Source organism: Mycolicibacterium sp. XJ662, from assembly GCF_053484035.1.
Map to the genome: position 1 here is coordinate 384816 of NZ_JBEFTL010000004.1, position 20935 is coordinate 405750.

Consider the following 20935-nt stretch of genomic DNA (forward strand, 5'->3'; position numbering starts at 1 on the left):
CTACATCCGACGGATCTTCAGGTAGCGCTGGGCGTCCGGGATCGACATCACACCCAGTACCACGGCAACCAGAACGACCGCGGCGGCAAGGCCGACAGCGATCCAACCCACTACTTCCATCACTGGCTCCTTTCGAGGGGTTCGACTTCGTCGGGGGCGAAGTACAGGTATCGCCCGTACCAGTCGTGCATCTCGGCGGCTGGATCGTCCTCCAGCACAACGCCGATGTGCTGAGCGCCGTCGACGTCTTCGTGCACCGAGGTGACATGTGCGATTCGGTTGGCATAGAAGAGGTCCTGCGCGTCGGCTCGACGCGACGGTCGTAGCCGCACCCGAGTGCCGCGCGCCACCGGTGTGCCGTTGACCAGCACGGCATCGGTTTCCGGACGCACCGCGGTGTCCGCCGACGGGTCCCACCAGTCGACGCCCTCGGGTATGTCGGGAACCAGATCGGGCGCATGTGCGGGCGCATGCGGATCGCGCAGTACGCCATGCAGGTTCAGCATCGCCTCGGGCGACATCGAGTCGCAGCGGTCGATGATCGCCGCGGCCAGCGGGTCGGTGGCGCGGGCTTGAGCCTTCTCCTGCTCGGTCATCGTCATGATCCGCAAGGTGAGGATCTCGTCGATCTCGGTGGAGTCGTACAGCGTGCCCGCGCTCTGTTCGGCGATGTGCGGGTAGTCGTAGAGGATGATCGGGGAGACGAGCATGAGGTCGGAACTGCCCGGCGGTCCGGCGAGCACGGGGAAGCATCGGTGCTGTTGCAACCGCGCCGCCGCGGCGGCGGCCGCATTGGGTGGGTCGAGCAGCGACACGAACTCGCCGCCGGTGACTTCGATGAGCAGATGCGCGCCGATCAGCGAGGTGGCGATCGCATCGTCCTTGTGGGCGGCCGGAGGTGCGGTGTTGCGCATTTCGACGGTGAGCTGCAGCAGATCGCCGTCGCGCTTTGCGGATATCGACAGCACCCCCCGAAGTCGCCGTCGGGTGCGCACCAGCCTGCCGCCATCGACAACTTCGACCTCACCCCCTGCGGGGACGGCGATGTCGATGGTGCGGGGCAGTCCAGCGGCGGGGAAGCGGTCGATCGCGATCTCGCGTTCGACGGCCTCATCCCAGCTCAGCCATGTCTGTGTGCCGGTGGTCAGTTCGTCGACCGGTTCGAACCGACCGTTTCCGAGGTCGCGTTCGGCGCCGCGGTGCTGAAGCTGCAGGAACCGGACCACGCCGGACAACCACGGGACGCCCTGCGGGCGCACCAGCATCTGAGCAGACAGCGCGCTGTCCTCACCGATGCCCGAATCTGCGGCGCCCGAAGGCCCGAGCACGCCGAACTGCCAGCGCGACTGGTTCTTTTGCGAATCGGCTCGATACGGGTACAGCAGGTAGCCCTCGTAGAGCACCGCGTCGGCGACGGCGCGAACCTGATCCCAGTGGACGCTCACCGCGACTCCCTTGCCGAGCACTCCGACAGCAGGGACGTGATCGCATCGTCGAAACCGAGCAACCCGCGCGACGTCCGGTAGGCGGCCAGCGCATCGATGGTGTCGTGGTTCAACCGCATCCATCCGGTGTTCGGGAAGTGCTGCTGCACCAGGTCGTGCCACACGCGCACCGGCATGTCGTAGCGTTCGTCGCGGTCCCAGGGGACCTGGTGGACGACGAAGCCGCGGGTTCCGGCGGTGAAAACCGTTCCACTGAACAGGAACTGGAGCGGAATCGTGCCGTCGCGCAGTGCGTGCAGGTATTTGGCGGCCGCCACCTCGAAGTCATATGTGCATTCGAGCGGCATCTGTATCTGGGTGCTGCTCGTGAAACCTGGCACCATTGCGGCCGCGTTCTGCCACAGGAAGGTGTGCTGGGTGGCCGCCCAGTTCTCCGGCGGGCCGAACAGGTCGGTCAGCCGGACTGCTTCCTCGTCGTCGTACGTCCTGCGCGCCGGCTCGATGCGCACCTGGCATTTCAGGGCGATCGCATGGACCGGTACCTCGCTGAAAGCAGCGATACCGATGCGCGCCATCAGGATCGGCGTCACCGAATAGGGCTCGGGGGCGACGTCGAGGACGACGAAGGTGACGTCGTTCATGTCGGCTCCACCCGTCGGCTACGCGAGTCGAGCAGTTCGAAGAATTCGTCGATGTAGTCGCGGACGTCTTGTCCGCCGTCGAAACCGCGCCACATCATGCGGAGCCGGCCGACGAACTCGTAACAGGCGTCTATCGGAAGCAGATAGGCCAGCGGCGGGCTGTTCTCGTCCTGGGGTACGCGGATCAGAAGCGCCTCGGTGTCGTCGACGAGGGTGTCCACGCGGGGCTCGACGAGGCGGATGTCATTCCACGCCTGCAGGTCCAGTTCCGATTCGGTGGCACCTGCCGGACCCGGATAGAACGCCACCGTCCGGCCCATCGCCGAGTTACGGAAGAAGAACGCGAGACCGACGGGGATCTGCAGGGTCTCCCATTGACGTCGGTCCAATGCGAAATCATCGAAGGTGAGGTAGCGGTCCGGAACGGCTCGGTAGCGCAGTTCGGCTTCAGTGTCGGTGAATAGCAGATAGCAACCGCGACAGACACACAGAAGCTGGCGACCTTCGATGTTCACCACATGCTGGTGCTGGTCGGGGACGGCCTCCGAACACATCTCGCAGCGTTCACCGGCTTGCTGTGGTGTCGTGCGGCCGGCCCGGATCCGGGCGAGAATGTCGGTGACGTTGCCGGGCGCGGTCACGACGCCACCTCCTGCGGGATAGCGATCGACAGCACGCCATCGCGCACCAGCACCGGGATCGGTTCGAGGTGTCCGTCGCCGCCAATACCCGTGCCGGCGTGTATAACATCAAAACCAGCGCCACAGCCCGCACAACTCAACACCGAACGGGACAACCGCGCACCCGCCAACGTGCCTGTGCAGCTGGGACACCGGTCACGGTAGGCGTATAGATCCGCACCCACGCGGCATGCCAGCGCTGTCATACCCTGCACCCGGAAGCCACCGACTTCGCCGTCGCTCAACTCGGTGAACTCTGGCACCGGATGCCATGCGGTCGGCTGGTGCACCCGGCTCATCAAGGTCGAAGCTGGGATGACATGCTGATCGGAGGTTGGTTCGGCCGCAACGACTTCGATCGACGTGACCTCCGGTGCCGCCGCGCGCACCGCGTCCTCGACAGCCAGCTCCAGGGTGGCCGACGAGGAGGGGCAACTCTTGCAGCTGCCCTGAAACTGCAGCCGCACCGTGTGACCGCTAGGTCCATCGGTGACATCGAGCAGTGCGACGTCGCCGCCGTGCGAACCAAGGTACGGCCGTACGGATTCCAGGGCTTGGGCCACCCGCAGCTCGACGGTGTGCGGATGTAGCCCGTGCACCAACAACAGGCTGGCGACGAGGTCGTCGGCCGCGAACCGGTCGGCGAGTTCGGGATGTGTCGCCGACACCGCATCCATGATGCGCTCGAGCGCCGCCCCGTAGAGGTCGGTGACCTCACGGACCAATTGCTCGGCACGTTCGCGCGCGACCGCGCCTGCCGCGGACGACGCGTCGAGGAGGACTGAAATCCGATCGCCCGCCGTGCGCCACTGCGCGTCATCCTGGGTTCCGTCCGGATCGGGCAGTGTCGGCGGGGCCATCTCCTATTCCCCGGTGACGGATTGGGTGGGGGAGTGCAGAAGGTCCAGCGCCTTCCCCTTGCCCAGGTACATGTGCACGCCGCAGGGTAGGCACGGGTCGAAACTTCGTACCGTGCGCATCACATCGATGCCTTTGAAGTGCTCCCTGTCGTTCTCCTCGAAGATCGGCTGGCCCTGCACCGCGTCCTCATACGGGCCCGGCGTACCGTAGCTGTCGCGTGGGCTCGCGTTCCACGGGGTGGGCGGATAAGGGTGGTAGTTCGCGATCTTGCCGTCGCGGATCACCATGTGGTGGCTGAGCACTCCGCGCACTGCCTCGGTGAACCCGCAGCCGATTCCCTCGTCGGGAACTTCGAACTTCTCCCACGTCTTGGTGTGGCCGGCGCGGATCTCGACGAGCGCTTTCTCGGCGAAGTGCAGCGCGCACGCTGCGGCATATGCCTGGAAGTAGGTTCGCGCGCGGTTGCGCTCGATCGTGTTGCTGCCGAATTGCGGGATTTTCCATTCGAGTTCGACCGGCCCCTTGAGCGCGGTCTTCGGCAGGTTGATCTGGACGCTGTTGCCGGTGGCCTTCACGTAGCCCACGTCGACGAGGCCGGCCAACGCCGTGGCCCAGAGCCGGGCCAATGGTCCGCCACCGGTGTCCAGTGCGAGGTAGTCGGTCCCGTCGAACCAGCGCGGAGACATCACCCACGTGTATTTGTCCTCGAAGTCGCGCTTCTGCGGCTTCGGGTTCGTGTGCTGGTTCCACGGGTGGCGCCGGTCCACCGGGTTGCCCAGCGGATCGGTCTTTACGAACATCTCCTGGTCGGTCCAGTCGTCGTAGTAGGAGCTGCCCAACAGGATTCGCAGGCCGAGGTTGATGTCGAGCAGCGACGTCGTGACGAGCTTCCCGTCGACCACGACACCGGGGGTGACGAACATCTTGCGGCCCCAGTCCTCCATGTCCTTGTAGGCGAAGTTGCACACTTCGGGATCCTGGAACGAGCCCCAGCAGCCGAGCAGGGTGCGGCGCAGACCGACCTGGTCGTAACCGGGCAGCGCCTCGTAGAAGAAGTCGAAGAGGTCGTCGTGCATCGGCACAACCCTTTTCATGAACTCCACGTACCGCATCAGCCGCGTCATGTAGTCGGTCATCAACTGAACCGTTGCGGTGGTGCCGATTCCGCCGGGGTACAACGTCGACGGATGGACATGCCTACCTTCCATGAGGCAGAACATCTCCCGTGTCGTTCGGCTCACCTGCAACGCTTCGCGGTAGAACTCGCCGGTGAAGGGGTTGAGCGCCCGCATGATGTCGGCGACCGTGCGGTAGCCGTGCATCTCGCTGTGCGGCGCCTGCGTGTTCTCGGCCTTGGCCAACACACTGGGATTGGTTTCGGCGACCATCTTCTCGCAGTAGTCCACGCCGACCAGGTTCTCCTGGAAGATGTTGTGGTCGAACATGTACTCGGCGGCCTCACCGAGGTTTATCAGCCACTCACCGAGGTGCGGCGGCTTCACGCCGTAGGCCATGTTTTGCGCGTAACAGGAGCATGTGGCGTGATTGTCACCGCAGATACCGCAGATGCGGCTGGTGATGAAATGCGCGTCGCGAGGATCCTTGCCCTTCATGAAGATCGAGTAGCCACGGAAGATCGACGACGTGCTGTGGCACTCCACAACCTCTCTGTTCTCGAAGTCGAGTTTGGTGTAGATACCGAGGCTGCCCACGATGCGGGTGATCGGATCCCACGCCATCTCCACAAGTTGGCCGGGATCGCGCTTCACGTGTGACGGTTCGGGAATGATCGTTGTCATCGAACTGTTCTCTTTCGTCTATTGAGCGGCGCTGCAGTGCGTTTCGTCGGGGACGACAACTATGCAGGCGGTCCGGAAAGACGCGCACCTACCAGGTGCGGGTTGCTCCGGTGGTGAGTTTGGCACCCGGGTGCCGCCACTTCGGTTCCTTGTCGACGGTGCGACCGGTGATGTGGCGCAAGTTCTTGATGACAGAGCCGTACAAACCCGATGCCGCCGTGGACACCTTGCCGCCAGGCGGCTCGTCCATGAACGGCATGAACTTGTCTGGGAAGCCGGGCATCGTGCACGCGATACAGATGCCGCCGACATTCGGACAGCCGCCGACCCCGTTGATCCAACCCCGCTTGGGTACGTTGCATTTGACGACCGGCCCCCAGCAGCCAAGCTTGACAATGCATTTGGGCGAACCGTATTCGGTGGCGAAATCACCTTGTTCGTAGTAGCCACCTCGGTCGCAGCCTTCGTGCACGGTGGCGCCGAAGAGCCACTTGGGCCGCAACGCATCGTCGAGGGGGATCATCGGTGCTTGATCGGTGGCCATGTACAGCAGATACGTCAACGTCTCGGCCAGATTGTCCGGGTGGATCGGACAACCAGGTACACAGACGATCGGGATACCGGCCTTGCTCTTCCAGTCCCATCCGAGATAGTCGGGTACACCCATCGCGCCGGTGGGATTACCCGCCATCGCGTGGATGCCACCGTAGGTGGCGCACGTCCCGGCGGCCACGATCGCCGTTGCCTTGGGTGCGAGCCGGTCCAGCCACTCGCTGGTGGTCATCGGTTGGTTGGTGGCCGGATCGTTGCCGAACCCGCACCAATACCCTTCGTCCTTGATTTTCTCGTTCGGGATCGACCCTTCAACGACCAGGACGAACGGCTCCAGCTCGCCTCGGTCCGCTTTGAAGAACCACTCGAGAAAATCGTCGGCGCCCCCGTTCGGTCCGCATTCGAAATCGATAAGGGGCCAATGGACAGCGATTTTCGGCAGACCGGGAAGAGCGCCGAGCGCGATCTCCTCGATACTGGGTTGCGTGGCGGCAGTCAGCGCCACCGAATCGCCGTCACAACTTAAACCGGCATTGATCCAGAGAACGTGAATCAACGCCTCTTCCGCTTTGACTGCTGCCTCGGTTGGCATGTGTCACAGCTTCCTGGGGGCCGGGCTGGGGCCCTCACGACCGGGAGCCGGGCAGGAACTCCCTACGTCACGGTGGACGTCGCGCCGCCTTCTTGAGCGCTAATTCTGGGTCTACTCCGGGGTTCAGCGCTTGTCAACGGGTGCTGCAGGTATGACGGTGTCTCTACGTTGGTCGATCCACCGATACCAGGCCGCGCTACCCTCGCCCGTCGCCGCTGACATCGCCAGGATCTCCGCACCCGGATTGACGGATCGCACGTCGCGGCAACAACTTTCAAGATCGAAGTCGACGTACGGAAGCAGGTCGGTCTTGTTGACGACGACCAGCCCGGCGACGGCGAACATATGTGGATACTTCATGGGTTTGTCGGCGCCTTCGGTCACCGAGATGACGACGACTTTGGTGTGCTCACCCAGATCGAACAGCGCCGGGCACACGAGGTTGCCGACGTTCTCGATGAACAGAAGCGATCCGGGTTCCGGGTCGAGAGCATGCAGCGCGCGGTGCACCATGGCGGCATCGAGATGACAGCCGGCGCCGGTGTTCACCTGAACGGCACGCGCCCCGGCGGCTCTGATGCGTTCGGCATCCAGCAGCGTCTCCTGATCGCCTTCGATGACGGCCACCGGCCGATCGCGGCTGAGTTCTCGGATGGTGCGCTCGAGCAGCGTCGTCTTGCCCGCCCCCGGTGAGCTGGTCAGGTTGAGCGCAAGGACGTGGCGTTCGGCCAGCCATGCGCGGTTCTGGTCGGCAAACAGGTCGTTCTTGGCGAGTACCTTCTGCTCCAGGGAGACGGTCTGGGTGTGGACATGCCCGTCGTGGTCATGGGGGTGCTCGTGCGGGTGGGGGTGCCCTGCCAGGGTGATCGTCGGTCCGTCATCGCCGCAGCCACATGTTGCGCACATGCTCAACTCACTTCCATCGATAGGATCTTCAGATCGCGGCCCGCGACCACCTCGACATCGGCGCTGCCGCAGGGGCACAACAAGATCAGGTCGGGCAGTACGAAGGTCTCGCCGCAGGCGCGACAGCGCGCCGACCCCGGCTGCACGTCGAGGTCCAGTCGGGCGCCGTCGGCGAGGGTGCCCTCGGTGGCCAGTTCGAAGCAGAACTGCATCGCGTCGGGGACGACGGCGCACAACGCGCCCACTTGCACCCTGACGCTGTGCACCCGCCGACCCGCGGCGTGCTCGCACACCGCTTCGACGACACTCTGCGTTATCGCCATTTCGTGCATGCAGGCCCCGTCCAGCCGGGCGTGATCCCACGATATGACGGTGGCGGCCGCGGGAACAGAGGACAACTTGCCGCAATCTTGCGGTATCAGCAGGCGTCGACCGTCTACCACGGCGTGTCACGCTTGAGTCGAACAGGTGTTCGTCTATGGTAGGCGGTGTTCGACGGCGTTGGTCGGGCCGACTTGTCGGTGGGTGCCTCTAACGTCACCGCCAACAGATCGAAACCGATCGCCGAACACCCGACCAGGATGGAGACCACCATGGCACCGCAGGCCCCTGACCGCGAAAAAGCCCTCGAACTCGCGCTGGCTCAGATCGAAAAGAGCCACGGCAAAGGCTCGGTGATGCGCCTCGGCGACGAGGTGCGTCAGCCGATCTCCGTTATTCCCACCGGTTCGATCGCCCTGGACGTGGCGCTCGGCATCGGCGGGTTGCCCCGTGGCCGGGTAGTGGAGATCTACGGCCCGGAATCCTCGGGTAAGACCACGGTCGCACTGCATGCCGTGGCCAACGCCCAGGCGGCCGGCGGCATCGCGGCGTTCATCGACGCCGAGCACGCGCTGGATCCGGAGTACGCCAAGAAGCTCGGTGTCGACACCGACTCGCTGCTGGTGAGCCAGCCCGACACTGGCGAGCAGGCGCTGGAGATCGCCGATATGCTGATCCGCTCCGGCGCGCTGGACATCCTGGTTGTCGACTCGGTGGCTGCACTGGTGCCGCGTGCCGAGATCGAAGGCGAGATGGGGGATAGCCACGTCGGTCTGCAGGCTCGTCTGATGAGTCAGGCACTGCGGAAGATCACTGGCGCACTAAGCAATTCGGGTACCACCGCGATCTTCATCAACCAGCTCCGCGAAAAAATCGGCGTGATGTTCGGATCTCCTGAAACCACGACGGGCGGAAAGGCTTTGAAGTTCTACGCCTCAGTTCGCTTGGATGTCAGGCGAATTGAGACCCTCAAGGACGGCACCGACGCGGTGGGCAACCGCACCCGCTGCAAGGTTGTGAAGAACAAGGTTTCGCCCCCCTTCCGCCAGGCCGAGTTTGACATCCTTTACGGCAAGGGCATCAGCCGCGAAGGTTCGCTCATCGACATGGGTGTGGAGCAGGGCTTCATCCGCAAGTCCGGCTCCTGGTTCACCTACGAGGGTGAGCAGCTGGGCCAGGGCAAGGAGAACGCCCGCAACTTCCTGCTGGAGAACGTCGACACGGCCAACGAGATCGAGAAGAAGATCAAGGAAAAGCTCGGCATTGGCGCCGTGATGACTGATGACGTGAACGATGATGACGTCCTGCCCGCCCCCGTCGACTTCTGAGGCTTCCCGCGAGGAGCAGGCGCACAACGTTTGTCTGCGCCTGCTCACCGTGCGGGCCCGCACCCGCGCCGAGTTGGCGGGGCAGCTGACCAAGCGGGGTTACCCCGAGGAAGTCAGTGACTGGGTGCTGGACCGGCTCGCCGGCGTCGGTCTGGTGGACGACGCCGACTTCGCCGAGCAGTGGGTCCGGTCGCGGCAGCGCAACGCGGGAAAAGGCAAGCGCGCGTTGGCTGCCGAACTGCGGGACAAGGGCGTGGACAACGAGGTGATCACCGCCGCGTTGGCCGACATCGACGCCGGAGCGGAGCGCACACGGGCCGAGGAACTGGTGCGGGCGAAGCTGCGCCGGGAACGGCTCGACGACGGCGATGACCCCAAGGTCACGCGCAGGCTCGTCGGCATGCTGGCCCGCCGCGGCTACCACCAGTCGATGGCCCTTGACATCGTCACCGTCGAGTTGGCCGCCGAACACGAGCGACGCCGCGTCTAGCATTTCGTCCATGCAGCTATCGGTGAAGCTGGCGCCGACGTTCGACTACGCCACGCTCGCGCAGTTCTGGCGTGCCGCCGACGACCTCGGATTTCCGGCGGTGTGGAACTACGACCACTTCTACGGCCTGATCGACCATGCCGACCCCACGCTGGAAGGATGGACCACCCTGGCGGCGATGGCGGTGCTGGTCCGGCGCGCCCGGGTGGGCTGTCTGGTCAGTGGCGTCACGTACCGGCACCCCGCGGTGTTGGCCAAGATGGCCGCGACGGTCGACCACATCGCCGGCGGGCGAATGGACTTCGGGCTGGGTGCGGGTTGGCACGAGGGTGAGCACCGCGGTTACGGCATCGACTTCCCGTCTCCGGGCGTGCGGGTGGCGATGCTCGACGAAGCGCTCACCGTCATCCGGCGGCTCTGGACCGAGGAGTCGGTCACGTTCGCGGGACGCTTCTTCACGCTCACCGACGCACTGTGCGAACCGAAGCCGATACAGCGTCCCGGCCCGCCGATCATCGTGGGCGCCGCACAACCCAAGATGCTGCGCGTGGCCGCACGCCACGCCGACGAATGGAACATGCCGTCGACCTCCCTGCGGGAATGGTGTACGGCCAGGGACCATCTCGACGCCGCGTGCGCCGAACTAGGACGCGATCCCTCATCGATCCGTCGAGGCGTGCAGCTGTTCTTGCACCCGACCCGTCCCGATCAGGTCGACGCTCAACTGGACAGCATCGCCGACTACGTCGACGCCGGCTGCCAGCACGTCGTGCTGTCGTTCTATCAGCCGCCGGGGGAGTCGTTGTTGCGTCGCTGTGCCGAGCTGCTGTAGCTGTCGGGCTAACCGATCTTCGCGCCCGGCGCGCCTTCCTCCTCGACGGCCTCGGCCTCCATCGGCACCGGCCCGCGCCGCGAGCGCCGCATCCGGGCCTCCACCCACGTCGCGAACCACGACAGCGTGAAGTTGACGGTGATCATGATCACCGCGACGACCATCAACGCGGGGATGTAGTTGCCGTACGCCGCGCCGACCTGGGTGCCCTGGCGCACCAACTCCACGAAGGTGATCACGAACCCGATCGAGGAGTCCTTGAGCACCACCACCAACTGCGAGATCAACACCGGCAGCATCGATGTGATCGCCTGCGGCAACAACACCGACCGCATCGTTTGGCCCCAGCTCAGACCCAGCGCCCACGCGGCCTCGGTCTGCCCGCGCGGCAACGCCGCGACACCTGCCCGCACGATTTCGGCGATCACCGCGGCGTTGTACAGCGTCAGACCGGTGATCACACCGGCCAGCGCCAGGTATTCGCCGGGGACCACGCCGTAGAGCGCATACAGGAAGTACGCGAAGATCATCATGATCAGCACCGGCACCGCGCGGAAGAACTCCACGACCACCGAGCACAGCCACCGCACTGGGAGCACCCGCGACAACCGGCCCACACCGAGCACCAGGCCAAGGGCCAGCGCAAGCACGATCGAGATGCCGGCAGCGGTCAGCGTGCCTTCGACGCCGGGCATGATGTAGGTGGTCCACAGATTCGCCGTCAGGAACGGCTCCCACTTCTGCGCCGTCAACTGACCCTTGGCCTGCAACTGCGAATACACCACCCACAGCGCCACCAGCGCGATCACGACGGTGATCACCGTGATGATGTGGTTGCGTACCCGCGCCCGCGGGCCGGGCGCGTCGAACAGCACCGACCCGCTCATAGTGACCCGTTCTTCGCGCTCATCACCGCGCCACCGCCATCCGCTTACCGAGCCACCCGAACAACAGCCCCAACGGCAACGTCAGGATGACGAACCCGGCGGCGAAAATGCTGCCGATGACCAGCAGCGCGGCCTCGTTCTCGATCATCTCCTTCATCAACAAGGCCGCTTCGGCCACACCGATCGCCGAAGCGATGGTGGTGTTCTTGGTCAACGCGATCAACACCGAACCCAACGGGATGATCACCGCCCGAAACGCCTGTGGCAGCAGGATGAGCCGCAGGTTCTGGCCGAACGACAGCCCGAGCGACCGGGCCGCCTCGGCCTGCCCGAGCGGCACGGTGTTGACACCCGAACGCAACGTCTCACAGACGAAAGAGGCGGTGTAGACGGTCAATCCGAGCACCGCCAGCCGAAAGTTACTGTCTTCGATCGACGTCAGCGATTGGGGATCGACCAGCGTGATGCCCAACGTCTGAGCTATCCCGAACGAACAGAACAGGATGATCAGCGTCAGCGGAGTGTTGCGCACCACGTTGACGTAGGCCGCACCGAGCCATTTGAGCACCGGCACCGGCGCCAACCGCATCGCGGCCAACACCGTACCGAGCACCAGCGCCCCGACGGCGGAGTAGACCGTCAGCTGGATCGTGGTCCAGAACGCCTCGAAGATCTGGGCCTGGTAGCGGGTGAAGATCTCCACGTGCGGCGGTCGACCCTAGGTCTGGTCAATCGCCGGCGGGGTGGGAGCCGGCAGTCCCGACGCGCCAAGGTTGTTGTCCCAGGCCGCCTTCCACGCACCCTCCTGCACCATCTTCACCAGCGCGTCGTTGATCTGCGTCTGCAGTTCGGTGTCGCCCTTCTTCAGGCCGATGCCGTAACGCTCCTCAGAGAAGGTCTCGCCGACGACCTTGAACGTCCCGGGATCCTGGGCGGCGTAGCCCGCCAGGATCACCTCGTCGGTGGTCACCGCGTCGACCGCGCCGTTCTTGAGCGCCTCGACGCACGCCGAGTACGTGTCGTACTGCTGCAACTGCACACCGGGGTACTTGTCCTTGATGCGTTGCGCCGGTGTCGAACCCACCACCGAGCACAGCTTCTTGTTGTTCTCCAGCGACTCGGCGCCGACGATGTCGGTGTTGTCGCTGCGCACCAGCAGGCTCTGGCCCGTGATGAGATACGGTCCCGCGAACGACACCCGTTCCTTGCGGGAGTCGGTGATCGAATACGTCGCGACGATGTAATCGACCTGACCGTTGGCGATCAGCGTCTCGCGTTGCGCTGACGGCGCTTCCTTCCACTGGATCTGGTCCTCGGTGTAACCGAGTTGCTGGGCCACATACCTGGCCACGTCCACGTCGAACCCGCTCATCGTGCCGTCGGGGTTCTTCAGGCCGAGACCGGGCTGGTCGAACTTCGTCCCGATGACGACCTTGTCCCCGTCGCCACCACCGCCGCCACAAGCCGCCAGCGGTAACGCCACGGCGAGCGCGAGAGCGGCGACTACACGCCTCGGAATGGATCGCATTGGGGGGTTCCTTTCCACTAGTGGTGCAGGATCTTGCCTAGGAAGTCTTTGGCCCGGTCGGTGGTCGGGTTGGTGAAGAACTCCGACGGCGGGGCCGACTCGACGATGGCCCCGTCGCACATGAATACCACTCTGTCGGCCGCGCCCTTGGCGAACCCCATCTCGTGGGTGACCACCAGCATCGTCATGCCGTCGGCAGCCAGCGACGTCATCACGTTGAGCACCTCGGTGATCATCTCGGGGTCCAACGCGCTGGTCGGCTCGTCGAACAGCATCACCTTCGGGTTCATCGCCAACGAACGGGCGATCGCCACCCGTTGTTGCTGGCCGCCGGAGAGCTGAGCCGGAAACTTGTCGGCCTGGTTGGCCACGCCGACGCGCTCGAGCAGCGCCATCGCCTTCTCGCGCGCCGCATCCTTGGACGCCTTGCGCACTTTGCGGGGCGCCAGAGTCACGTTCTCCAGGATTGTCTTGTGCGCGAACAGGTTGAACGACTGGAAGACCATGCCCACATCGGAGCGCAGCTGGGCCAGCTTGCGGCCCTCCTCCGGGAGGACCTCACCGTCGATCGCGATGGTCCCCGAATCGATCGACTCCAGCCGGTTGATGGTGCGGCACAACGTCGACTTGCCCGAGCCCGACGGGCCGAGCACGATGATCACCTGGCCGCGCGCGACCTCGAGGTCGATGTCCCTGAGCACGTGCAGGCTGCCGAAGTACTTGTTGACCGCCTGCATCGAGATCATCGGCACGTCGGATCGGGCCGGATCGCCGTCTTTGACCTCCGACCCGGTGGTTCCCATGGGTGCAGACCTTACCGAGGGAAGGTCCAGCGTGCCCGGAAGTCGTTAATCCGCCCATGTCGCCATTACGGCCGGTCCGTACGATGGGGCCGTGACTTCGGTGGTAACGCAACAGGCGCAGGCATCCGCGTCGACGCGCACGCGCACGTCGACCGTCGGCCGCGACACGCGCACCTACCAGGTCCGCACCTACGGCTGTCAGATGAACGTGCACGACTCCGAGCGGTTGGCCGGGCTGTTGGAAGCCGCGGGTTACCGCAGGGTCGACGACGGTCAGGACGCCGATGTTGTGGTGTTCAACACCTGTGCGGTGCGCGAAAACGCCGACAACAAGCTGTACGGAAACCTCAGCCACCTGGCCCCGCGTAAACAGTCCGACCCGAACATGCAGATCGCCGTCGGGGGATGTCTGGCGCAGAAAGACCGTGACACGGTGCTGCAGCGGGCGCCGTGGGTTGACGTGGTGTTCGGCACCCACAACATCGGGTCGTTGCCTGTGCTGCTCGAGCGTGCCCGCCACAACAAAGTTGCGCAGGTCGAGATCGTCGATGCGTTAGAGGAGTTCCCTTCCGCGCTGCCTGCTGCACGTGAATCCGCCTACGCCGCATGGGTTTCGGTGAGTGTCGGCTGCAACAACACCTGCACCTTCTGCATCGTGCCCGCGTTGCGCGGTAAGGAGGTCGACCGCCGACCCGGTGACGTGCTCGCTGAGGTGCAGTCGCTGGTGGACCAGGGTGTGCTGGAGGTGACGCTGCTGGGGCAGAACGTCAACGCCTACGGTGTGTCGTTCGCTGACCTTCAACAACCGCGTGACCGTGGTGCATTCGCCAAGTTGCTTCGGGCCTGTGGTCACATCGACGGCCTGGAACGGGTCCGGTTCACCTCTCCGCACCCCGCCGAGTTCACCGATGACGTCATCGAGGCGATGGCGGAGACGCCCAACGTGTGCCCCACCTTGCACATGCCGTTGCAGTCCGGGTCGGACCGTGTGCTGCGCGCGATGCGTCGGTCCTACCGCGCCGAGCGGTATCTGGGCATCATCGACCGGGTCCGCGCGGCCATCCCGCACGCCGCGATCACCACCGACCTCATCGTCGGCTTCCCCGGCGAGACCGAGGACGACTTCCAAGCCACCCTCGACGTGGTGGCGCAGGCCAGGTTCGCCAGCGCGTTCACCTTCCAGTACTCCAAACGGCCCGGCACGCCCGCGGCGCAGTTCGACGATCAGATTCCCAAAGCCGTTGTCAGTGAACGCTATCAGCGGCTGATCGACCTGCAGGAGAAGATCTCACTCGAGGAGAACCAGGCCCAGCTGGGCCGCACCGTCGAGCTGCTGGTCGCCACCGGAGAGGGCCGCAAGGACGCCAGCACCGCGCGGATGTCCGGTCGCGCCCGTGACGGCCGGTTGGTGCACTTCAACCCGTCCGGCCGCGAGATCCGGCCCGGCGACGTGATCACCACGACGGTCACCGGCGCCGCGCCGCATCATCTGATCGCCGATGCGCCCGTCGGTACCCATCGGCGCACCAGGGCCGGCGACGCCCACGCCGCCGGGCAACGGCCCCGCACCGGCGTCGGTCTCGGGATGCCGGGGATCGGCGCGCCGACGCAGCCCGCGCCGTCGACCGGGTGCGACCGATGAGCACCCCCGAAAACGGCAACTTCGACCAGTTCAAGGAAGAACTGGAAGCCGCCGAACGCCGCGTCGCCGGTGAAATCGATCCGGGCGCGCGGGCTTTGGTCATCGCCATCGGCGTTTTCGTGTTGTTGTTGTCGTTCTTGTTGCCGCACACCGGCGCCGCCAACGGCTGGGATGTGCTCGTCAACAACGGGGACGCCACCGGCGCCGCCGTGTCGCTGCCGTCGCGGTTGTTCATCTGGCTCGCGCTGGTGTTCACCGTCGGGTTCTCGATGTTGGCGCTGTTGACGCGGCGCTGGGCGCTGGCCTGGATCGCGCTGGCTGGTTCCTCGGTGACGTGCGTGCTCGGGCTGCTGGCGGTGTGGTCCCGGCAGACGGCGGCCGAACCGTACCCGGGACCCGGGATCGGGCTCATCCTCGCGTGGCTGACGGTGATCGTGGTGACCTACCACTGGGCGCGCGCGGTGTGGGCCCGCACCGCTGTGCAGCTCGCCGCCGAGGAGGCGCGCCGCCAGGAGGCCGCCAAACGCGAGCAGAGGGGTTTGTTGGAGCGGTTCGACGACGACGACGAACCCGACAAGCCGACGGACTAGCCGGTCAGGACTGGGTCGGACACGCCTCAACCGGAACCTTCATCGTCAGGTCACCCTGCTTTTCGAAGCGGAACGTGACATCCACCGAAGTGGCTGGCCGCGCGGACTCGTCGAGTCCTTCGACGATGACCGTGAAGGGTTTCTCGCCCGGCGGGCGGGGGACATCTTCGATTGGTTGGGCCGCGGCGATCGACGTGCGGGGCGGAATCTCCAGCGTTGCGTTCGGAGCGATGCGGATGGCCTCGGCCGCGTCGGACTCGATGCCGAGCAGTTTCTCCGCCTCGCCGGACCGGTTGTTGGTCGCGGTGAATGTGAGCGCTGCGTCCTCACCGACCTGGATGGCACAGGATCCGGGTAGGAAACGCGGCACGATGTAGGCGTTCTCGACCGACGTCTGCGCTGTCTGCGTGTTGGCGCCGCGGTTGGACGAACCGATCTCCGAGCCGCCCCCGCATCCCGCCGCCAGCAGTGCCAACAACGCCCCGGCCGCAGCGCCGCGGAGGCGTATGGAAGCGAATCGTTGCATATTGCGGGAGTTCCCAGCCGCCGCCGCGTTACACGTCGTCGTACTGCCGACGTCACTGCGAGTGTTCACGGCGCTTTATCAGCAGCAGCTCAGGTAATCGCGCTGCCGCGTCGATAACGTGAATGACAGACCGGTCTGCAGCCCTTGGACATGGGGGATTGCCGACCGGTCTTTGTCATAAGCGATACAGGGAGGTGGCTGTTTTGTCCGCCCTGCTGCAAACAGGCGAACGGATTGAACCCGCACAGCGTGACGACGACTACGCCGACGTCCGCCCCATGTGCAACGAACTGGGCAACGCCCCCGACCACGCGAAGCGACGGCGGTTGCGTGCCCGCATCATTTCCCGATGTTTGCCCTTGGCCGACCATATTGCGCTGCGCTTCGCGGGACGCGGCGAATCGGCCGACGACCTGACACAAGTGGCCCGACTGGGGTTGATCAAAGCCGTCGACCGCTACGAACCCGACCGCGGGCCGTTCTTGCCGTATGCCGTGCCGACCATCATGGGCGAGGTTCGTCGCCATTTCCGCGACCACACCTGGGGCGTGCACGTTCCCCGCTCGATCAAGGATTTGCACCAGCGCGTGTGTGCCTCCATCGGCTTGCTCTCACAGCGGCTGGGTCGCGCGCCGACGGCCAGCGAGGTCGCTGCCAACCTCGACGTCGACCGCGAAGACGTCGTGCGGGCCGTGGACATGTCCGACGCGTATCGGCCGCAGTCGCTGGATGCTACGCCGTCGGGCAGACGGAAAGACCGACCCGCCGCGGCGACTCACGGCGCCACCGATCCCCGCTACGACAGCGTGGAGGATGCGCTCACCGTCGCCGACCTGGTGGGCCGGCTGACTGAGCGGCAACGGCTGATTCTGAGGTTGCGGTTCTGTGATGACCTGCCGCAGAGCAAAATCGGAGAACGTCTCGGCGTCTCCCAAGTACAGGTCTCCCGACTGCTTGCCGCGACATTGGAGCGGCTGCGCGAGTGCATCCACGAGGACGACGCGGTGCCCCCTGCGCGCTGATCGCCGGTCGGGCCTACACGACATGTATGAGTGCTCGCCGAGCCGGGTAGATTGCCGGATGTGAAACGCATCGGTGTCGCTGCGGCATTCGCAACTGTGCTCATCGCCGCATCCGGATGTTCCAATCAGGCCGATCAGCCGTCGGAGGCGTCACCGCCGCCCGCGAGCCCCACCACCACGGCCGCACCGGCCAACGCTCCCAACGCGACACCCGACGTCGGCGCCGGCTTCGCCGATCTCGTCGAACGCGTCAGCCCCAGCGTGGTGACCGTTCAGCGTGACGGCGGCGCGGGCAGCGGGGTGGTGCTGCGGCCCGACGTCGTGGTGACGAACGCGCATGTGGTCGGTGAATCCCGCGATGTGACAATACTTTTCGCTGACGGTGAAAGTTCTTCCGGCCAGGTGGTCGGCACCGACACGGTGACCGATCTGGCGGTCATACGCACCGACCGCAAAGACCTTCCCGTACCCGAGTTCCGCACGGACCTGCCGCGCGCCGGGGAGATCGCGGTGGCCATCGGCAGCCCGCTGGGGTTCCAGAACTCCGTCACCGCCGGCATCATCTCCGGGCTGCACCGCGACATCCCCGGCTCGGCGGCGCAGACCCAGTCGTTGGTCGACCTGATCCAGACCGACGCGCCGATCTCACCGGGCAACTCCGGCGGGGCCCTGCTCGACGCCAGCGGCCGCGTCGTCGGTATCAACGAGGCCTACATCCCACCCGCGGTGGGGGCGGTGTCGCTGGGCTTTGCGATCCCGGCGGCCACCGTGCTCGATGTCACCGACCAGCTGCTCGCCGACGGCCAGGCCACCCATCCGTACCTGGGCATCTCCACCGGCCAGGTCACCGCCGCCATACAGCGCATGCTCGGCGTCGACGCCGAACAGGGAGCGTTGGTCGTCGGCGTCGACCCCGGCGCGCCCGCGGCCGCCGCCGGGTTACGGCCCGGCGACGTGATCGTCGAACTCGGCGGCGAGCCGGTCGAGACCGTAGAGGACTTGCTGAGCGAGCTGCGTCAGACCCAACCGGGCGCCGAGGAGAAAGTGGTATTCGTGCGCGGCAGCGACCGCCAGGAGACGACCGTGACGATCGGATCGCGCACCGGCTGAGCGACGTTCAGCAGGCCGTCGTGATCCGAAACCCCGCGGTCGTTGGTTCGTTCGGGGCCTCGGCGAAATACCCGTAGGCCGTGCCGGTGAAGTTGAGCACCGAACCGTCGCGGCTGACATCCAGTTCTCCGCTTCCGCCTTCCCAGGCGCTGCCGGTGAACCCACCCAAGTTGGCGATCTTGACGAACTTGGCCTCGGGGGTACCGCCCTTGCCGACCATCGCGGTGAAACCGCTCGCCTCGTCACCGCCGTCGATGGTCAGTAGCCACTGAATCTGGTTGCACCGCACGTACAGGCGCCCGCCGGTGTCTTTTCCGTCGACGGCGACCGTAGCGGTGTTGGGCGGCATCGCCGGTGGCTCCGACGGCGGCGAGCCGGTTGAGCATCCCGAAACCACGCCCCCCAGTAATGCGGCGACTACGACGAGTCGAATCATGATCTGTCCTGCGCGGTCGGTGGGCAACGAGATACCCCGAACGCAGCGAGTTCATACCTGCGGCCACGTATAGCGCCCGGCGTTCAGGGGAAACCCGATAGCAGGATTCATCGAGGTGGCAAACATGCACAACCCAATCGCTGTCATCGCGGCAGCCGTCCTGATGATCTCCACCGGCTGCTCATCGGGCGTCAATGCGCTCGGCGAGCACCTGCTGCACCTGCGTGTCAACGAAAACGACGTAGGCGCTTACCCCGTTCACTGCTCCCAGGTGCAGTGGCTGTGGCGCCTCGAGACGTTGGAGCAGACGCCCGGCGTGGTCGCGCAGGTGAACACGGAAGACTCCATCGAGGCGCTTTCGGTGCAGATCAACAACTTAGGTGGATTCACAGGCACCTACTGGGAAGGCACCACGGGCGAGGCCGACGCCAGCCTGGTGGACGGCAAGTTCACGATCACCGGCACGGCGGTCGGGTTCTTTCACGACGATCCCGGCGAGCGCACCAGCGCGCCGTTCGAGATCAACACCGAATGCTGAACCGTTGGTAGGTCCTAACGTCCCTTGCCGAGGGCCTCGACGGCCGCGTCAGCCCACTGGCGCCACTGCTCGGCGTTCGTGCGCGCCTCGGCGGCGTCCTTGTCCCGACCCGCTGCCGCCGCCTTCTCCGCTTGACGCTCGAATTGCTCTGCGCGCACACGGAACTGGTCGGCGCGCGCCTGCGCCTCGGGGTCCACGCCGCGCGTCGGCGCGTCGCGGACCTTCTTCTCCACCGCGCGCAATCGACGCTCCAGTTCAGCCGCGCGCTCACGCGGCACCTTGCCGATCGCCTCCCACTTGTCGCCGATCGCGCGTAAAGCGGCCCTGGCCGCGTTGAGGTCGGAGGTGTCCAGCTTCTCCGCCTCGGCCAACAGCGCCTCCTTGGCTTGCGCGTTGGCGCGGAACTCGGCGTCACGCTCGGCGCTGGCGGCGTTGCGCGCCGCGAAGAAGACGTCCTGGGCGGCCTTGAACCGCTGCCACAACGCGTCGTCGACGTCCTTGGCCGCCCGGCCCGCGGCCTTCCACTCGGCGAGCAGCTCACGGAACGCGGCGCTCGTCGGGCCCCACTCGGTGGAGCCCGACAGCGCCTCGGCGCGTTCGCACAGCGCTTCCTTGGCTTGGCGCGCGCCAGCCCGTTCGCGGTCGAGTTCGGCGAAATGCGATCCGCGTCTGCGGTTGAACGTCTCGCGGGCCGCCGAGTAACGCTTCCACAGCATGTCGTCGGTCTTGCGGTCCAGCCCGGTGATCGTGCGCCATTCGTCGAGGATTTCGCGCAACCTGTCGCCGGCGACCTTCCACTGCGTCGAGTTGGCGGCCAGCTCCTCGGCCTCGGCGGCCAGCGCCTCCTTGCGGGCGGTCTGCGCGGCGCGGTACTCCTCACGCCTGGCCTTCTCGGCCTGGGCGGCCTCGTCGGCGTGGTCGATGATCGCGGTCAACCGGGCAGCCAGCGCGTCCACGTCGCCGAGCACGTGCGCGGTCGGCAGTGACTCGGCCAGCGTGGCCGCGGCGGCCTTGATCTTGCGGGCGTCGCCGCTGCCGGATTCCAGCCGCGTCTCCATCAAGGCGACCTCGGTGTGCAGGTCATCGAAGCGACGACCGAAATGTTCGAAGGCCGCCTCGGGGTCACCCGCCTGCCATGAGCCGATGACCCGTTCGCCTGAGCCGGTGATCAGCCACACCGTGCCGTCGGGGTCGACGCGGCCGAACCGGTGCGGATCGCTGGCCGGTGGCGCGATGACCGCCGGGGCGGGCCGGCCGGAACGCGGAACCGGACGCGGTGCGCCGGGTCTGGGGGTGGGTTTGGGCGGGAGAGAACCCGACGCGGGCTTGGGCGAGGGGGTCGGGCCCCCGGGCTGGCTGGTCGTCATGTCCGTTTCCTCATACCTCCGCGCGCAACCGCGCACCTG

The 20935-nt window shown here is 65.8% G+C and carries 24 protein-coding genes; 8 read left to right on the forward strand and 16 right to left on the reverse strand.

Annotation, left to right across the window (positions count from 1 at the left end):
• The 9 genes from ABQE93_RS15380 to ABQE93_RS15420 all read right to left on the reverse strand — a co-directional run bounded on the left by ABQE93_RS15380 (position 1) and on the right by ABQE93_RS15420 (position 7808).
• Entirely contained in the window at positions 1-120 is a 120-nt protein-coding gene (locus tag ABQE93_RS15380; RefSeq protein WP_448408131.1) for a DUF6893 family small protein, read from the reverse strand.
• Entirely contained in the window at positions 120-1445 is a 1326-nt protein-coding gene (locus ABQE93_RS15385; protein ID WP_448408130.1) for a hypothetical protein, read from the reverse strand. The genes ABQE93_RS15380 and ABQE93_RS15385 overlap by 1 nt, the downstream gene beginning before the upstream one ends.
• Positions 1442-2086 (reverse strand): DUF6084 family protein, encoded by a 645-nt coding sequence (locus tag ABQE93_RS15390; protein ID WP_448408128.1) that lies wholly within the window; start codon positions 2084-2086, stop codon positions 1442-1444. Before ABQE93_RS15390 ends, ABQE93_RS15385 begins: the two co-directional genes overlap by 4 nt.
• The gene (locus ABQE93_RS15395; protein ID WP_448408127.1) at positions 2083-2727 is read right to left on the reverse strand and encodes a DUF5947 family protein; all 645 of its coding nucleotides are present in this window, start codon (positions 2725-2727) and stop codon (positions 2083-2085) included. Before ABQE93_RS15395 ends, ABQE93_RS15390 begins: the two co-directional genes overlap by 4 nt.
• Positions 2724-3626, reverse strand: a complete 903-nt coding sequence (locus ABQE93_RS15400) for a NifU family protein (protein ID WP_448408126.1) — start codon at positions 3624-3626, stop codon at positions 2724-2726. The genes ABQE93_RS15395 and ABQE93_RS15400 overlap by 4 nt, the downstream gene beginning before the upstream one ends.
• 3 nt (positions 3627-3629) lie before the next feature.
• Positions 3630-5426, reverse strand: coding sequence for a nickel-dependent hydrogenase large subunit (locus ABQE93_RS15405; RefSeq protein ID WP_448408124.1), 1797 nt, complete (start codon positions 5424-5426; stop codon positions 3630-3632).
• 88 nt (positions 5427-5514) lie between these two features.
• Positions 5515-6570 carry an NADH-quinone oxidoreductase subunit B family protein gene (locus tag ABQE93_RS15410; RefSeq protein WP_448408122.1) on the reverse strand — a complete coding sequence of 352 codons (1056 nt, stop codon included), beginning with the start codon at positions 6568-6570 and terminating at the stop codon, positions 5515-5517.
• A gap of 123 nt (positions 6571-6693) precedes the next feature.
• A complete protein-coding gene (hypB, locus tag ABQE93_RS15415) occupies positions 6694-7476 on the reverse strand; it encodes a hydrogenase nickel incorporation protein HypB (protein ID WP_448408121.1) in 783 nt (260 codons plus the stop codon).
• A 2-nt stretch (positions 7477-7478) separates the two neighbouring features.
• Positions 7479-7808 carry a hydrogenase maturation nickel metallochaperone HypA/HybF gene (locus tag ABQE93_RS15420; RefSeq protein WP_448408690.1) on the reverse strand — a complete coding sequence of 110 codons (330 nt, stop codon included), beginning with the start codon at positions 7806-7808 and terminating at the stop codon, positions 7479-7481.
• Between the two features lie 261 nt (positions 7809-8069).
• On the opposite strand from ABQE93_RS15420, the gene recA reads away from it, so the two are divergent.
• Genes recA through ABQE93_RS15435 form a run of 3 tightly spaced genes read left to right on the forward strand, consistent with a single transcriptional unit; the run spans position 8070 to position 10447 of the window.
• On the forward strand, positions 8070-9125 hold the full coding sequence (gene recA, locus ABQE93_RS15425; RefSeq protein WP_448408688.1) for a recombinase RecA: 1056 nt from the start codon (positions 8070-8072) through the stop codon (positions 9123-9125).
• On the forward strand, positions 9091-9615 hold the full coding sequence (recX, locus tag ABQE93_RS15430; RefSeq protein ID WP_448408120.1) for a recombination regulator RecX: 525 nt from the start codon (positions 9091-9093) through the stop codon (positions 9613-9615). The genes recA and recX overlap by 35 nt, the downstream gene beginning before the upstream one ends.
• 10 nt (positions 9616-9625) lie before the next feature.
• Entirely contained in the window at positions 9626-10447 is an 822-nt protein-coding gene (locus ABQE93_RS15435; protein WP_448408118.1) for a TIGR03560 family F420-dependent LLM class oxidoreductase, read from the forward strand.
• Positions 10448-10455: 8 nt separating this feature from the next.
• Here ABQE93_RS15435 and ABQE93_RS15440 read toward each other — a convergent pair whose 3' ends face one another.
• The 4 genes from ABQE93_RS15440 to ABQE93_RS15455 are packed head-to-tail and all read right to left on the reverse strand — an operon-like array spanning position 10456 to position 13608.
• Positions 10456-11334 carry an amino acid ABC transporter permease gene (locus ABQE93_RS15440; RefSeq protein WP_448408117.1) on the reverse strand — a complete coding sequence of 293 codons (879 nt, stop codon included), beginning with the start codon at positions 11332-11334 and terminating at the stop codon, positions 10456-10458.
• 22 nt (positions 11335-11356) lie between these two features.
• Entirely contained in the window at positions 11357-12037 is a 681-nt protein-coding gene (locus ABQE93_RS15445; RefSeq protein WP_448408115.1) for an amino acid ABC transporter permease, read from the reverse strand.
• Between the two features lie 15 nt (positions 12038-12052).
• Positions 12053-12862 (reverse strand): glutamate ABC transporter substrate-binding protein, encoded by an 810-nt coding sequence (locus tag ABQE93_RS15450; protein WP_448408113.1) that lies wholly within the window; start codon positions 12860-12862, stop codon positions 12053-12055.
• A gap of 17 nt (positions 12863-12879) precedes the next feature.
• Complete coding sequence (locus ABQE93_RS15455) at positions 12880-13608, reverse strand: amino acid ABC transporter ATP-binding protein (RefSeq protein ID WP_448408686.1); 729 nt, start codon at positions 13606-13608, stop codon at positions 12880-12882.
• 148 nt (positions 13609-13756) lie between these two features.
• On the opposite strand from ABQE93_RS15455, the gene miaB reads away from it, so the two are divergent.
• The gene (miaB, locus tag ABQE93_RS15460; RefSeq protein ID WP_448408111.1) at positions 13757-15307 is read left to right on the forward strand and encodes a tRNA (N6-isopentenyl adenosine(37)-C2)-methylthiotransferase MiaB; all 1551 of its coding nucleotides are present in this window, start codon (positions 13757-13759) and stop codon (positions 15305-15307) included.
• Positions 15304-15897: an Rv2732c family membrane protein gene (locus tag ABQE93_RS15465; protein WP_448408109.1), complete on the forward strand. Its 594-nt coding sequence runs from the start codon at positions 15304-15306 to the stop codon at positions 15895-15897. The genes miaB and ABQE93_RS15465 overlap by 4 nt, the downstream gene beginning before the upstream one ends.
• A 4-nt stretch (positions 15898-15901) precedes the next feature.
• On the opposite strand, the gene ABQE93_RS15470 is transcribed toward ABQE93_RS15465, so the two are convergent.
• Positions 15902-16423, reverse strand: coding sequence for a copper chaperone PCu(A)C domain-containing protein (locus ABQE93_RS15470; protein WP_448408107.1), 522 nt, complete (start codon positions 16421-16423; stop codon positions 15902-15904).
• Between the two features lie 194 nt (positions 16424-16617).
• On the opposite strand from ABQE93_RS15470, the gene ABQE93_RS15475 reads away from it, so the two are divergent.
• Both ABQE93_RS15475 and ABQE93_RS15480 read left to right on the forward strand, forming a co-directional pair.
• Positions 16618-17445: a SigB/SigF/SigG family RNA polymerase sigma factor gene (locus ABQE93_RS15475; RefSeq protein ID WP_448408105.1), complete on the forward strand. Its 828-nt coding sequence runs from the start codon at positions 16618-16620 to the stop codon at positions 17443-17445.
• A gap of 60 nt (positions 17446-17505) precedes the next feature.
• On the forward strand, positions 17506-18555 hold the full coding sequence (locus ABQE93_RS15480; RefSeq protein ID WP_448408104.1) for a S1C family serine protease: 1050 nt from the start codon (positions 17506-17508) through the stop codon (positions 18553-18555).
• Between the two features lie 7 nt (positions 18556-18562).
• On the opposite strand, the gene ABQE93_RS15485 is transcribed toward ABQE93_RS15480, so the two are convergent.
• Positions 18563-18991, reverse strand: a complete 429-nt coding sequence (locus tag ABQE93_RS15485; RefSeq protein WP_448412404.1) for a lipoprotein LpqH — start codon at positions 18989-18991, stop codon at positions 18563-18565.
• Positions 18992-19115: 124 nt separating this feature from the next.
• Between ABQE93_RS15485 and ABQE93_RS15490 the strand changes: the two genes are divergently transcribed.
• Complete coding sequence (locus ABQE93_RS15490; protein ID WP_448408101.1) at positions 19116-19529, forward strand: lipoprotein LpqH; 414 nt, start codon at positions 19116-19118, stop codon at positions 19527-19529.
• 14 nt (positions 19530-19543) lie between these two features.
• Here the strand turns inward: ABQE93_RS15490 and ABQE93_RS15495 are convergent, their stop codons facing one another.
• Positions 19544-20896 (reverse strand): DUF349 domain-containing protein, encoded by a 1353-nt coding sequence (locus ABQE93_RS15495; protein ID WP_448408100.1) that lies wholly within the window; start codon positions 20894-20896, stop codon positions 19544-19546.
• Between the last annotated feature and the right edge of the window lie 39 nt (positions 20897-20935).